10 protein-coding genes are annotated in these 13,734 nt (G+C 62.1%); 4 read left to right on the forward strand and 6 right to left on the reverse strand.

Features of this window, described 5'->3' with window-relative positions; translation table 11 throughout:
• Nucleotides 1-37: 37 nt before the first annotated feature.
• The gene (locus tag G6N68_RS07995; RefSeq protein WP_163710101.1) at nucleotides 38-2,407 is read right to left on the reverse strand and encodes a PPE family protein; all 2,370 of its coding nucleotides are present in this window, start codon (nucleotides 2,405-2,407) and stop codon (nucleotides 38-40) included.
• A gap of 202 nt (nucleotides 2,408-2,609) precedes the next feature.
• Nucleotides 2,610-2,756, reverse strand: a complete 147-nt coding sequence (locus G6N68_RS08000) for a hypothetical protein (RefSeq protein WP_156789329.1) — start codon at nucleotides 2,754-2,756, stop codon at nucleotides 2,610-2,612.
• Nucleotides 2,757-3,353: 597 nt separating this feature from the next.
• Between G6N68_RS08000 and G6N68_RS08005 the strand changes: the two genes are divergently transcribed.
• Nucleotides 3,354-5,171 carry a fatty acyl-AMP ligase gene (locus G6N68_RS08005; RefSeq protein ID WP_163710104.1) on the forward strand — a complete coding sequence of 606 codons (1,818 nt, stop codon included), beginning with the start codon at nucleotides 3,354-3,356 and terminating at the stop codon, nucleotides 5,169-5,171.
• Between the two features lie 361 nt (nucleotides 5,172-5,532).
• On the opposite strand, the gene G6N68_RS08010 is transcribed toward G6N68_RS08005, so the two are convergent.
• On the reverse strand, nucleotides 5,533-6,450 hold the full coding sequence (locus tag G6N68_RS08010) for an IclR family transcriptional regulator (protein ID WP_069421938.1): 918 nt from the start codon (nucleotides 6,448-6,450) through the stop codon (nucleotides 5,533-5,535).
• A 294-nt stretch (nucleotides 6,451-6,744) separates the two neighbouring features.
• Nucleotides 6,745-7,446 carry an IclR family transcriptional regulator gene (locus G6N68_RS08015; RefSeq protein ID WP_163710107.1) on the reverse strand — a complete coding sequence of 234 codons (702 nt, stop codon included), beginning with the start codon at nucleotides 7,444-7,446 and terminating at the stop codon, nucleotides 6,745-6,747.
• Between the two features lie 79 nt (nucleotides 7,447-7,525).
• Here G6N68_RS08015 and leuC point away from each other — a divergent pair, with 79 nt between their 5' ends.
• The 3 genes from leuC (at nucleotide 7,526) to G6N68_RS08030 (ending at nucleotide 10,448) form a co-directional block, all read left to right on the forward strand.
• The gene (leuC, locus tag G6N68_RS08020) at nucleotides 7,526-8,929 is read left to right on the forward strand and encodes a 3-isopropylmalate dehydratase large subunit (protein WP_163710111.1); all 1,404 of its coding nucleotides are present in this window, start codon (nucleotides 7,526-7,528) and stop codon (nucleotides 8,927-8,929) included.
• Between the two features lie 55 nt (nucleotides 8,930-8,984).
• Nucleotides 8,985-9,581 carry a 3-isopropylmalate dehydratase small subunit gene (gene leuD, locus G6N68_RS08025; protein WP_163710113.1) on the forward strand — a complete coding sequence of 199 codons (597 nt, stop codon included), beginning with the start codon at nucleotides 8,985-8,987 and terminating at the stop codon, nucleotides 9,579-9,581.
• 213 nt (nucleotides 9,582-9,794) lie between these two features.
• Nucleotides 9,795-10,448, forward strand: a complete 654-nt coding sequence (locus tag G6N68_RS08030; RefSeq protein ID WP_163710116.1) for an HU family DNA-binding protein — start codon at nucleotides 9,795-9,797, stop codon at nucleotides 10,446-10,448.
• 60 nt (nucleotides 10,449-10,508) lie between these two features.
• Here G6N68_RS08030 and mutT1 read toward each other — a convergent pair whose 3' ends face one another.
• Both mutT1 and G6N68_RS08040 read right to left on the reverse strand, forming a co-directional pair.
• The gene (gene mutT1, locus G6N68_RS08035; RefSeq protein WP_163710120.1) at nucleotides 10,509-11,444 is read right to left on the reverse strand and encodes an 8-oxo-(d)GTP phosphatase MutT1; all 936 of its coding nucleotides are present in this window, start codon (nucleotides 11,442-11,444) and stop codon (nucleotides 10,509-10,511) included.
• Nucleotides 11,445-11,487: 43 nt separating this feature from the next.
• A complete protein-coding gene (locus G6N68_RS08040; RefSeq protein ID WP_163710123.1) occupies nucleotides 11,488-13,692 on the reverse strand; it encodes an RNA degradosome polyphosphate kinase in 2,205 nt (734 codons plus the stop codon).
• Nucleotides 13,693-13,734: the final 42 nt, after the last annotated feature.

The following is a 13,734-nucleotide window of genomic DNA, read 5'->3' on the forward strand; positions in this document are numbered from 1 at the left end:
GAGTGCCTATCTCCGAATAGTCAGTACTGGTCGGGTGCTAGAGCGATATGGCTGGCAGCAGGGTGAAGCTCGGCAAGATGGTCTGAGTGAATTTGATGGGGGGAAGGACGATCGGGGGGCTGCTGAAGCCGCCAACCTGAATGCCGTCGAGGTCGATCTGCGGCAAAGTGGTACCGGTGAGCGGTCCGATTCCGATCGGTGGAACGGTGATTTGGGGGAGGCTGAGGCTACTAAGAGAGATGTTGCCGATGCCGAGGTCGGACAGATTCAGCTGCGGGCCGGTGGGCAGCGCGAGATTGAACTGGTTAATCGTGAGTTGAGGCAGGGTAAAGGCCCCGACCGCTACGTTGTCTATCACCAGGCTAAACTCCCTGTCGAAGCTCCTGCCGTTTATTAATGTGAGGGGCGGAATTTGAGTTGGGGGAATCGCGATGTTCACCGATGTCTCGAATGGGTTGGGGTTAAGTGAAATCAGCGAATTACCTAGGCCAACGAAGGCGACCGAGTCAATCCGCATGCCCAAAGCAACGTTAGGACCTGCATGTGGGTTGAAGAGTGTGATTTCCGGCGTTGTTATTTCCGGGATTTTGATCGCAGGTAAGTTAAAGTTGCCGACGGTGATGGCGGGCGCCGTGAAGGTGCCGATGCTAATATTTGGTAATTGGGGTTTTATGCTGATACTTGGTATGTCAATTGCGCCGACGTTGATCGCGTTTACTTGAATATTAGGTACGCTAATCGAACCCAGGCTGAATGGCGACAGATTAACCGGTGGAACAGTTACAGCGTTTAGGTTGAACGGGGGGAACGAGATCTGGGGAATCGTTATTTGGGGCGAGTCGACGCTGACGCTAATAGCCGGCGTGGTGATGGGCCCTAGGGTGGGGCCATCAGGCCCGGGGTTCATGAGGCCCGAGAGTGGATTAGGCCACTCGATACCGATCTTCGGGATGAGATTGAAGAAGTCGGAGCCGATAGAACCGCCGGTCACGGTGAGCGGGGGAGTGTTGAACCCAGCGAGGTCGATGGCGCCGACAGCGATGTTGGGTATTTCGAATTGCCCAATATTGATGGGGGGAACGATCAGCGGGCCAAGGGAGACCCCGTTAATGTCGATCGGCCCGATGTCGATCGTTGCGCCAAGGTTGGTGAGGGTGATTTCGGGGGTTTGCCAAGAGGGAATGGAGATACTCGGGGTGGTGAACCCGGTGATTTCGATAGGCGGCAGGACGAAACCGGCGGCACCTGGCTCGAACTGTTTCGTCGCGAGGTTGAAATCGCCGATGTATATGCCGGGGGTGTTGCTCGGCATCGATACACGAAGGGCGAAGTTAACGGGGATATTTTGCGGCAGCTTCAAGTCAAGACTAATACCAATAGGTTCAGGCATGCTGAACAAGACCTTCGGCACGGGTCCGATCATTATGGAGACATAATTGAGAGAAGTTGTTCCGCCATTGGTTAATATATTCTTATTGGCGAAGGCCAAATCCCCGCCGGATGGAAAATAGAATCCACTAGTTGGGAATTGTACTGAAGGCAGTACGAATGGTGCCGTCGCGAGTTGCGGGGTGCTAAATCCGCCGATAGTTATGCTCGGTAGGGAAATGGCGGGGAAGGTGAACGACGGTATGGTCAGACTTTGCATCGACAGCGATATGCTTGTGGGCGGTAGACTGAAACTACCTAGAGATATCTGGGGAATGTTGAGTTCGGGCAGGCTGAAGTTGCTGATTCCCAAACTCGGAAGACTTAAAGTCGGCAACCGTAGCTGGGGAATATTAAAGGGCGGAAGGGATATTGTGGGTATCTCGACGGCGGCGGGTGGGGGTCCGGTCAACGTGGCGGACATGGCCGCGGCGGCCTGAGTCGGCAGGTTTGCAAGCTTCGTCAACGGTTGGACGATTGGCGTCAACGCCGCGGCGATCGCAGAAGTCTCGCCGTGATAGCCCACCATCGCGGCAATGTCTTGGGCCCACATCATCTCGTATTCGGCTTCGGCGGCGAAAATGGCTGGCGTGTTGAGCCCCAACAGGTTTGAGTTCACCAACGCGACGAACTGGTTGCGGTTGGCCGCGATCGCCGCCGGATACACCGTCGCCGCTCGCGCCGCTTCAAACGCCGCCGCAGCCGCTTGAGCCAGGCCGGCTGCCGTCTCGGCGTGCACGCTGGCCGCGCTCAGCCACCCTAGGTATGGGGTCGCCGCAGCCGTCATCGCCGCCGAGGCCGCGCCCTGCCACGCCCCGCTCGCCAGCTCAGTAGTCAGCGATTCGAACGACGTCACCGCCGCGTTCAACTCCGCGGCCAGTCCTTGCCAGCCCTCCGCTGCCGCCAACATCGGTCCCGACCCCGCGCCACCGAAAATCTGCAGGGAGGTGATCTCGGGTGGGAGCACCTGGAAATTCATGGGATTCACTCCTTGCAGCGGGCGGGATGAAGGCATCCCCCGTTACACACACACCTCGTCGTGTGTGACTACAGACCTAATGCGGGGCATCGAGCCCACTCCCGCTCAAACGGCAACCGAAGTTTGGCTCGACCGCGTTCTCGCCTTACGCCACTATCGCCGTGGTGACGATTATTCGTCACCACGATGACAGATAGTTAATCTACCCGAGGGTGGCACCGCGCACAAGAGTTTGGTAGGAGGGGCCGGTCAAGAGCTGCTGCGCTAGCTCGATGGCCAGTCCGATACCCAACGGGGCGGGCGCCAATTCGGCGGTGCCATTGAGGAATTGGCGGATGAGGTGCCGCACGGTGTTCGGACACCGCGATGAAACCCTCGCTTGGATGCGTACTTTCGTCGCCGTCCTCAGGAACCTCGGTGCCGATCTGGTCGGATGGCCCCACGAACGGCTCCTAACAAAGCGCGGAATCTGCAGGCGCACAGATATTGTCGCCATCTTCCTGTCGAGACGCCGACTGGACTCCTCGGAGCTGTCCCGACTTGAAAACGCGACCAATTGAGGGGAAGACGCCGGCTCCGTCGGGCTCGCAAGTAACCCGGTGCTGCATCCCCTCGAGGGGGGCCAGGCCGAGTCTTGTGTGTGTTTCCGCCCTCAGGTATATTGACTATCCGTCAATAAGACGACGAATAGTTGTCAATCTCGTACACGGTTGCAAGGTCGTGCCACCGCGCGCACGGCGGCTAAGCGTCAGGCAGGGCTCCAGGTTGCTCTCTGTGCGGAAGTGGCCTCGCCGCCCTCCATTCAGGTCTGTAGTCACACACAACGAGGTGCGCACCAAAGGGCTCACTTAAGGGCTCGGCAATGAATTGTCGGTGTCGGCGGCGACCCGACCCCTCATTTCACGCCTAGCAGAGATCACCTACAGGGATTGGAGGCTCACTGCCAATGTCGCTGATGTTGGACCGGATTCGAGAACTTGGGGTGCAGATTCCTGATTCCCCCGCCATCACCTTTGTCGATGATCGAGGTCGCGTCACTGAGTCGATGAGTCGTGCTGATGTGGTGACCGAAATGAATGCAGCGGCTGGGTTGCTCACGCAGCGTTGCGGTCTGGTACCAGGCGATCACGCACTCTTGGTGTACCCACCCGGTCTGGACTTCGTTCGTGCCCTCCTTGGTTGTATGGCCGCGGGGGTACTGGCGGTTCCCGTGTATCCGCCGAACCCGGTCAATCCGCAAAAGTCGATTGAGCCTCTGCAGCGGATCGCGGCTGATTGCAATGCAAAAGCGGTGCTGACCAATCGGCAGTATGCCAACGCCCGACGCCTCGGTGCGGCCAAGTCTTTGATGACCGGACGCACCGTTGTCTGGCCCGCAAACCTAAACTGGCACGCCACCTCGCCTGGCATCATGAACCGCCGGACGCGCGGATTCGGCTCGTCCTTCGATGCGGCTTCAGGCTGGGCCCCAAGTCACGACACTCCCGCCATCTTGCAGTACACGTCGGGCACCACCTCCGCCCCCAAAGGCGTCGTCATCACTTACGGCAACTTGGAGCATCAGCAAGAATTCGAGCGCCGGCACCTCGGACTTGGGCTGAATATGCGGGGAGTTTTCTGGGTGCCCGCGTATCACGACTTCGGGCTTATCGGCGCCATCCTGAACGCGTTGGCGGGCAATTTCGAGCTCACCTTGATGTCGCCATTGAGTTTTGTCCGGCGGCCTGCGCTGTGGTTCGAGGTCATGCACCGCGTGCGCGCCACGCACACGGTCTCCCCGAATTTCGGTTACGAACTGGCGGTGCGGAAGACCACCGCCGAACAGCGTGCGCAATGGGACCTGAGTTCGCTGTCGATGGTGATGAGTGCGGCAGAACCGGTCCGTGAGGACACCATTCGCACCTTTTTGGAGGCGTTCAGCGTCGCCGGTCTGCGTCCCGAGGCTTTCTGCCCCGCCTACGGACTGGCCGAACATACTGTCGGAGTAACCCTGTTCGGGCGCTCCACGTTACGAGTGGACACGCATAAGCTCGAAGCGCAAGGGATAGCGGTTCCTTACGACGGGCCCGCGTCAAAGGTCTTCAGGGGCTGCGGTGCGTTGACCGACGACGTCGACGTGCGCATTGTGGACCCGGAGAGCTGCGCGCCGCTGGACGAGGGCCGGGTCGGCGAGATCTGGGTGGACTCGCCGAGCAAGGCCGCGGGTTATTGGGGCAAACCGGAGGCCACCCGGGCCGCCTTCGCGGCTCGCTTGGCTGGTGTGGCTGGCAGCAGTGGCTACCTGCGAACCGGGGACCTGGGCTTTGTGCACGATGGTGAGCTGTATGTGTGTGGTCGTATGAAAGACGTGCTGACTTTGGCGGGCCGCAATATCTATCCGCAAGATATTGAAGAAAGCCTTCGGAATTGCCATCCCGCAATCAGGCCGGGCGGGATCGCGGCGTTTGCCATAGAGGAGGGCGGTAGCGAAGGGCTAGCGGTGCTGGTGGAAGTCAGCGCTGATGCCCCAGACGATGTGTTGTCGGGTGTGGTTGAAGCGGCGCGGGCGGTCGTACTGGAAGACCACCGGCTGCGCTGCTCGGTGGTGGTAGTGGGGCCGCCCGGCAGCGTGAGCAAGACGACCAGCGGCAAAGTGCAACGGTTCCAGTGCCGCGCCCGCTGGCTCGACGGCAGCCTAGCGGCCACGGCGCTGCTAGTGCGGCGGTTCGATGGCGAACCGTCGTTGGCCGCTGCGCAAACGACAGCGGTTCGGGCGCAGAGTTAGTCCCGTACGCCACCGGCCGTCTGGGGAACGCACTGTCGGCCGGCTGGTCGAGTCGGGCTTAGTCATCTGATGCTGTCTGGTCTCGGGTTGGTCAGGATTGGGGTTGCGCCACAACGGCATCGACGCGGCCGCCGGGTTGTTGGGTGAGCGGGTCGACACCATCGGCGACTGGTTCCTCGCCGACGGTAATGGCTGAAACAGAACCTTCGCCCGCGGGAAATAACCCTGCCTAACGGTTGTTGCGCTCTACCTCTATAACTTCGCACCCGCAGGACAACCCTTGCCTGACCTGTCCGCTGTCACCACGAGTGCGGCCGGATCGAAGGACAGCCGCGTTCACTGGTCTTGCCGGGGTCGATCGTCAACCCTTGCGGTGCAAGGCCTTTGCGCCGGTGCTGAGCTTGTCCGCCGTCGCGCGGAGCTCATTGATATAGCGGTCACGCTCCGATCGGCCGACTTCCGGCAACAACGGCCCGAGCTGCAGCTCGTAACTTGCCTTGCCGTCAGCGAATACCGCAGCCGATAGGAAACCGATTGACAGTGGCCGCTCAGAGGCGAGTTGCTCTTCGGTGTAAGGGATTGGGGCGAGCTCGGAGAACAACCTGAACATTCGCCGCCGTAGCGAGCTGCGCTGCGGGTTCTCCGTCAGCAGTTCGGCTACCTCGCCAAGCAAGTCAAGCACCATTGGGTCTGACTCACCCAACCCGTAAACCGCCACGCCGCTCGAATGTATTTGTGACAGCACATCCTCAAGGATGGGCTTATCACCAGGCTTCGCCGTGTCCAGCCACTCGCGGCGTGCGTGCGCATCGCGGTGCGCGATCACCGCCGCGCAGGCGGGCGCGCCTACGGGCAACCGGAGGCCGACACTGACCCCGGCCGGCATCTTGCGCCTGCCGGGGACGCTGGCGAGGAAGGTCATGTCAGTGGTACCGACCCAGGCCAGCGTTGCTCCGCAACCCGCGCGTTGCGCCAATTCCTCGAGGGTGTGGCTGATATCGGATGAAACGGGGAACGCTTGGTGCACTGCATCGGCGACGGCGATAAGCCCCGGCCCCAAGGTGTATCGGCGATCCGACTGCCGAGTCACCCACCCGGCCTTTTCAAGCGAGAGCAGGATCGATGTCGCGGTCGATCGGTTGAGCTCCAGTCGGGAGGCGATTGACGCGACCGAACTCGGCTCGTGCTGGGTCGCCAGGACTTCGAGGACTGCCACTACTCGGTCAGTCGGCGGCGATCCGGGCCGCTGACTGCCGTCGTCTGGGCGGGGTTTGGGCATCTCGCTCCTCGTCGAATGTCAGAAATGCATCAATTCTACGTCAGATATTTGTCAATTAACTCGGCATCGCCCGATCATGCCGCGCAGACGTAAAGTCATTCATTTCACCACGAAAGTGGGGGACTTTTACGTTTTTCGGCGGGTCTGGCCGGCGGCGGGGGCGGTGCCGCCGACGGGCATAGACGGCAGGCCGAGCTTGCGGTGATGTAGCGCTCCCATACGCTGACGCGCACGCGCGCCGTTCTTCGATGCCAACCCAGCCAGCCTTATCGCGCTCAGCCCAGCGCCCTCCCGCTAGAGCCGGCGGGTGAGTGCGTCGGCGGCGGCCAATAGGTCGGCCGCCCAACGCGCCCCGGGGCGCCGCCCCATCCGGTCGATCGGACCGGAGACCGAAATGGCTGCCACCACAACGCCACGGCTATCGCGCACCGGCGCCGAGACACTGGCCACCCCCGGTTCGCGCTCGGCCACACTTTGCGCCCACCCGCGCCGCCGCACTTCGGCCAGCGCGCGGTCGGTGAACATGGCTGCCGGCAACACCGCCTGCTGGGTTTCGGTGTCGCTGTAGGCCAGAAGGACTTTGGCCCCGGAGCCCGCCGTCATCGGCAACCGCGCCCCGACCGGGACCGTATCGCGAAGCCCCGCCGACGGTTCCAACGCGGCCACACAGACTCGTGTCGTCCCTTCGCGGCGGTACAACTGCACGCTCTCTCCGGTGGTTTCCCGTAACTCAGACAGCACCGCCGCACTGGCGGCCAGCAGGGGATCGGTGACGCGTGCCGCAAGCTCGCTGACCGCGGGACCCAGATGCCAGCGGCCGGCTTCGTCACGTCCCAGCAGGCGGTGGACTTCGAGCGCGGCCGCCAGTCGATACGTCGTGGCCCGCGGTAGGCCCGTTCGCTCACACAGTTCGGCAAGCGCGCAGGGAGATTCCGCGATCGCGTGCATAACGACCACAGCTTTGTCGAGGACCCCGATACCGCTATGCTGTCTCACAAGGAGATACTAGCGTCTCGCATTCTGAGATCACAGCCTGATCGATCGGCGCGGCGCGAAGCAACGAAGTGAGGCAGAGATGGCGCGCACGCTGGCTGAGAAGGTTTGGGACGACCATGTTGTGGTACGCGGCGAAGACGGCGCACCCGACCTGATCTACATCGATCTCCACCTCGTGCACGAGGTGACCAGCCCGCAGGCTTTCGACGGTCTGCGGTTGGCCGGACGACCGGTGCGGCGGCCGGACCTGACGATCGCCACCGAGGACCACAACGTCCCAACCGTCGACATCGACAAACCGATCGCCGATGTGATTTCTCGCACACAGGTTGAGACATTGCGCCGCAACTGCGCGGAATTTGGTGTCCGCCTGCATCCAATGGGTGACATCGAGCAAGGCATCGTGCACGTCGTCGGACCCCAATTGGGCTTGACGCAGCCGGGAATGACGATCGTGTGTGGCGACAGCCACACCTCGACCCATGGCGCTTTTGGCGCAATTGCAATGGGAATCGGCACCTCTGAGGTCGAGCACGTGCTGGCCACCCAGACGTTGCCACTGCGGCCGTTCAAAACGATGGCGGTCAATGTGGACGGTCAATTGCCCGCCGGTGTATCGGCCAAAGACATCATCCTTGCGCTGATCGCCAAGATCGGGACCGGCGGCGGACAGGGCCACGTCATCGAATATCGGGGCAGCGCTATCGAATCGCTGTCGATGGAAGGCCGGATGACGATCTGCAATATGAGCATCGAAGCCGGTGCTCGCGCCGGCATGGTGGCCCCGGATGAGACCACCTACGAATACATCCGCGGCCGTCCGCACGCGCCGAAGGGTGCCGAATGGGACGCCGCATTGGCCTACTGGCAACAACTGCACAGCGATCCCGACGCCGTCTTCGACACCGAGGTCTACCTCGACGCAGCCTCGCTGAGCCCCTTTGTGACCTGGGGAACCAATCCGGGTCAGGGCGTGCCACTGGCGGGCGCGGTGCCGGATCCGGAGCTGATGACCGATGACGCCGAACGGCAGGCCGCCGAAAAGGCATTGGCGTACATGGACCTTCGACCGGGTACCGCGATGCGCGATATCGCGGTGGACGCCGTGTTCGTCGGGTCATGTACCAACGGCCGTATCGAAGACCTACGGGTGGTGGCTGAGGTGCTGCGTGGCCGAAAGGTCGCCGACGGCGTGCGGATGCTGATCGTCCCGGGTTCCATGCGGGTACGAGCGCAGGCCGAAGAAGAAGGCCTCGGTGAGATTTTTATCACCGCAGGTGCCGACTGGCGGCAGGCGGGATGCTCGATGTGCTTGGGGATGAACCCCGATCAACTCTCTCCCGGCGAGCGATGCGCCGCGACTTCCAACCGCAACTTCGAGGGGCGGCAGGGTAAAGGCGGCCGTACGCATTTGGTGTCTCCGGCGGTTGCTGCCGCGACCGCGGTGCGCGGCAGGCTGTCCGCGCCGGCTGACTTGAATTGAAACCCAGGCAAATAAGGCCAACAACGAGACCGAACGAGAAAGAACCGGGCAGAACATGGAAGCCTTTCACACCCACACCGGCATCGGAGTACCCCTGCGGAGGTCCAATGTCGACACCGATCAGATCATTCCGGCAGCCTTCTTGAAGCGCGTAACCCGAACGGGTTTCGAGGACGGCTTGTTCGCGAGCTGGCGTTCGGATCCGTCATTTGTGCTAAACCTCAGCCCCTTTGATCGGGGTTCAGTGTTGGTCGCAGGACCCGATTTCGGCACCGGGTCGTCGCGGGAGCACGCCGTCTGGGCGCTCATGGACTACGGCTTCCGGGTGGTTATCTCGTCCCGCTTCGGCGACATCTTTCGCGGCAATGCGGGCAAAGCGGGCCTGCTGGCGGCCGAAGTCGACCAAGACGGCGTCGAACTTCTCTGGAAGCTCATCGAGCAGAGCCCGGGTCTGGAAATCACTGCCAATCTTCAAGATCGAAATATCACCGCGGGAACAGCGGTGCTGCCGTTCAGGATTGACGATCACACTCGGTGGCGCCTGCTCGAAGGTCTCGACGATATAGGCCTTACGCTGCGGAAACTCGACGAAATCGAAGCTTTCGAGGCGGGGCGACCGGACTGGAAACCGCGCACTTTGCCCATCCCTTAACGGGTCCAATTCGGCCCCGGACAGCCTTCCGAAGCACACCTGAGCAAGCCGATATTGAGGGCGCGCCACCGGTCAAGGGCGGCAATCGGATTCCCAAAATGCCGATTGTGCGGTCCTGAAATTGCGCGTGGCTCTTGGCAATTTGCTGGGTAAGGGTTTACCGTAGTTCCCTAGTCGGTTCCAAAACGTGGACCACTTGCTTCGGAGGGTTGGATGAACAAAGCAGAGCTCATAGATGTGCTCACACAGAAATTGGGCTCGGACCGCCGACAGGCGACCGCCGCTGTCGAGAACATTGTCGACACGATTGTGCGCGCTGTGCACAAGGGCGACAGCGTCACGATTACCGGGTTCGGTGTTTTCGAACAGCGTCGCCGCGCGGCTCGTGTGGCCCGTAATCCGCGTACCGGCGAGACCGTGAAGGTAAAGCCGACGTCGGTTCCGGCTTTCCGCCCGGGCGCCCAATTCAAAGCGGTTGTGTCTGGCGCACAAAAGCTCCCGGCTGACGGGCCCGCAGTCAAGCGCGGCGTATCGGCCGGCGGGGCCAAGAAGGCGGCCAAGAAGGCTCCGGCGAAGAAGGCTGCGAGCAAGACCACGGCCAAGAAGGCTGCGACCAAGGCTCCGGCCAAGAAGGCTGCGACCAAGGCTCCGGCCAAGAAGGCCGCGACCAAGGCTCCGGCCAAGAAGGCCGCGACCAAGGCTCCGGCGAAGAAGGCCGCGACCAAGGCTCCGGCGAAGAAGGCCGCGACCAAGACCCCGGCGAAGAAGGCTGCGACCAAGGCTCCGGCCAAGAAGGCCGCGACCAAGGCTCCGGCCAAGAAGGCTCCGGCCAAGAAGGCCACGAGCACGCGCCGCGGTCGCAAGTAAGTCGACGCAAACGCAAATACCCTTCGTGCGGCAGCAATGCCGCCGAAGGGTATTCGCGCGTTATGACCGCACTTTTCCGGCTAGCGCGCCACCGATGTGATCGGCTGCAATGACTCGGCCGTCGACCAACGACATCACCCAGGTACTGCCTTTGAGGTTGCGGGCCTTGTCCGGGAGCACACCGTCGCGTTCCGCCCACCAAGCGATCAGATCTGGAATTACCTTGCCCTGGGAGCAGATAACCGGTGTGCCTTTACGGGTGGCGATTTGCAGAACTCGATGGCGGCCGCGTTTGGGATTCTTGGCATAGGCCTCTTCGCTAAGGCTGGGCTCGTCGCGAATGGCCACACCAAGTTCCGCGGCTAGCGGTTCCACCGTCTGATAGCAACGCACTCGGTCGGCCGAATAAACATCGGTGGCGCCGAACGCGAGCAACTGGCCGACCAGTGCCTCGGCCTGCGCACGCCCCTTCTTGTCCAGCGGCCGTTTGGTGTCATCGCCGCGAAAACGTGCTTTGCTGCCTGCGGTGCCGTGTCGCACTATCAACACCGTCTTTGTGTCGGCCGGGTGTTTGGTGAACCGGCGCAGAACCTTTCGATCTTGCGGGTATTCGAGCGTTTTCATTGCGTCGGCAATCGGCAACCAGACGAGCTCATCGACTTCATTACCGGGGGTGAAGATTCCGCCGGTACTGCGCGCGGCCCAGTAGTGGACTTTTTTGATGCCTTGGTCGACCGGGTATGTCACGGTGGCGAGTCGCCGCCCAAGGTGCGCGTGGTGACCGGTTTCCTCGAATATCTCGCGCACCGCGGTCACCGGCGCGGTCTCACCCGGATCCACTTTGCCCTTGGGCAGCGACCAGTCGTCATACCTCGGCCGGTGGATCAGGGCCACCTCGATCGCCTTGCCCTTGGCGTGCCGCCACAACACCGCGCCGGCGGCATACACAGTGCGGCCCTCTGAGCGCCGTCGGGCCGACGAGTTCTGGATCGACACCTCAACTCCTGCAGGTCAATTCGGCCTTGTACAGCACCCAGAGTCAGCTGCGGTGTCGCTCCATCAACGACACCTGATGATCGCGAACGCTCTGGCCCTCCCGTGGCGAGGCGGTCCATTGGCCATCGCGGCCCAGTTCCCAGCACCGGGTCGCCGGGTCCAGCGCGGACTCGAACAGTTCGTCCAACTGCCCGGTCAGTCGTGGGTCTTTGACTTGAACCATCACCTCGACGCGGCGGTCCAGATTGCGGTGCATCATGTCGGCACTGCCGATCCAAAACTCGTTGATCGCATTGAAGTGGATGATCCGCGAGTGTTCCAGGAAGCGACCGAGAATCGAGCGGACCGAGATGTTTTCGGAGTAGCCTTCCGCGCCGGGGCGCAGCGCACAGATGCCGCGCACCACCACCTCTACCCGCACCCCCTCCTGCGAGGCGCGGTAGAGGGCGTCGATGACCTGTTCGTCGACCAGAGCATTCATCTTGAGCCGAATACGGCCCTGACCCTGAGTGGGGCCGCTTTGTTTGTGAGCGGCCACTTCCCGCTCCACTCGTTCGATGATCCCGGTGCGAATTCCGTGCGGCGCGACCAAGAGGTTGCGGTACGAGAGCTTCCGCGAATATCCGGTGAGCGAATTGAACAAGTCGGTGAGGTCGGCGCCGATATCCGGTGCCGCGGTCAGCAGGCCGACATCCTCGTAGAGGCGGGCTGTCTTGCCGTTGTAGTTGCCGGTGCCGATGTGGCAATACCGCCGGATGATCGGACCTTCGCGACGCACCACCAGGCATGTCTTGCAGTGCGTCTTGAGCCCGACGAGACCGTAGACCACGTGCACGCCCGCTTGCTCCAACGTGCGGGCCCATCGAATGTTGGCTTGCTCGTCGAAGCGCGCTTTGATCTCCACCAATGCCACTACTTGCTTTCCGGCTTCCGCGGCGTCGATCAGCGCCCGCACGATCGGGGAGTCGCCCGAGGTGCGGTACAGGGTCTGTTTGATCGCAAGCACGTTGGGATCGGCGGCGGCCACCTCGATGAACCGCTGCACGCTGGTGGAGAACGAGTCGTACGGATGATGAACCAGCACATCGCCTTCGCGCAGGGTGGCGAAGATGCTCTTGGGTGTCTCGCGGTCGGCGAACGCGGGATGGGTTGCGGGAACGAAAGCCCGGTCCTTGAGGCCCGGCCGGTCGACAGCGTAGATCTGCCATAGCGACGATAGATCGAGTAACCCCGGAACCTCGATGACGTCACCGGGATCCACGTCGAGTTCGCGCAGTAGCAACTCCAACATGCCCTCGGTCATGTCATCGGCGACTTCGAGCCGAACCGGCGAGCCGAAACGTCGGCGAGCCAATTCCCGCTCGAGCGCCTGCAACAGGTCCTCGTCGCGGTCCTCCTCGACCTCGAAATCCGCGTTGCGGGTGATGCGGAACGCGTGGTGCTCGACGATTTCCATGCCGGGGAACAGCACCGGCAGAAAAGCCGCGATCAGTTCCTCCATCGGCAGGAACCGTAGGGGGGCTGGGCCTTCGGTGCTTTCGCCGTTGCGGTTCGTGCGGAGTTGGACGAAGCGGTCGACGTTGTCGGGGACCTTGATCCGGGCGAAATGCTGGGTTCCGTCCTCGGGTTGCTTGACGGTGACCGCCAGATTCAGGCTCAACCCGCTGACGAAGGGGAACGGGTGGGCCGGATCGACCGCCAGTGGTGTCAGTACGGGGAAGACCTGGTCGTTGAAATAGACCGACAATTGGTCGCGCTCGGCTTGATCGAGATCGTTCCACGTGACGATGTAGATGCCCTCATCGCGGAAAGCCGGTAGCACCACGTCGTGGAACACGCGCGCGTGGCGGCTGGCGATCTGCTGGGTCTTCTCGCCGATGAGGCGCAGCTGCTCGCGCGGCGTCAAACCGTCGGCGGAGCGGACCGACAACCCCATCTCGTCACGCCGTTTGAGGCCGGCCACCCGAACCATGTAGAACTCATCGAGATTGGACGCAAAGATCGCCAGAAACTTTGCCCGCTCGAGCAACGGCAACGAACTGTCGGCGGCCAGCGCCAGGACCCGAGCGTTGAAGTCGAGCCAGCTCAGTTCCCTGTTGAGGTAACGATCTTCTGGAAGCCGGTCGTTGACCGCGTCGGCTGTCGCGGCGGGCGGTGCGGCAAGGCCGGAGTCGTCTGGATCCCAGGCGTTCTCGTCGGCGCGCACTTGAGCTTCGGTATCGGTCACTCTGCGATCATTGCGTATCACGGGGTGGTGCTGCCAGCTTCGAGCCGACATCGATAGGCCATT

Source organism: Mycobacterium bourgelatii, from assembly GCF_010723575.1.
GTDB classification, from domain to species: domain Bacteria; phylum Actinomycetota; class Actinomycetes; order Mycobacteriales; family Mycobacteriaceae; genus Mycobacterium; species Mycobacterium bourgelatii.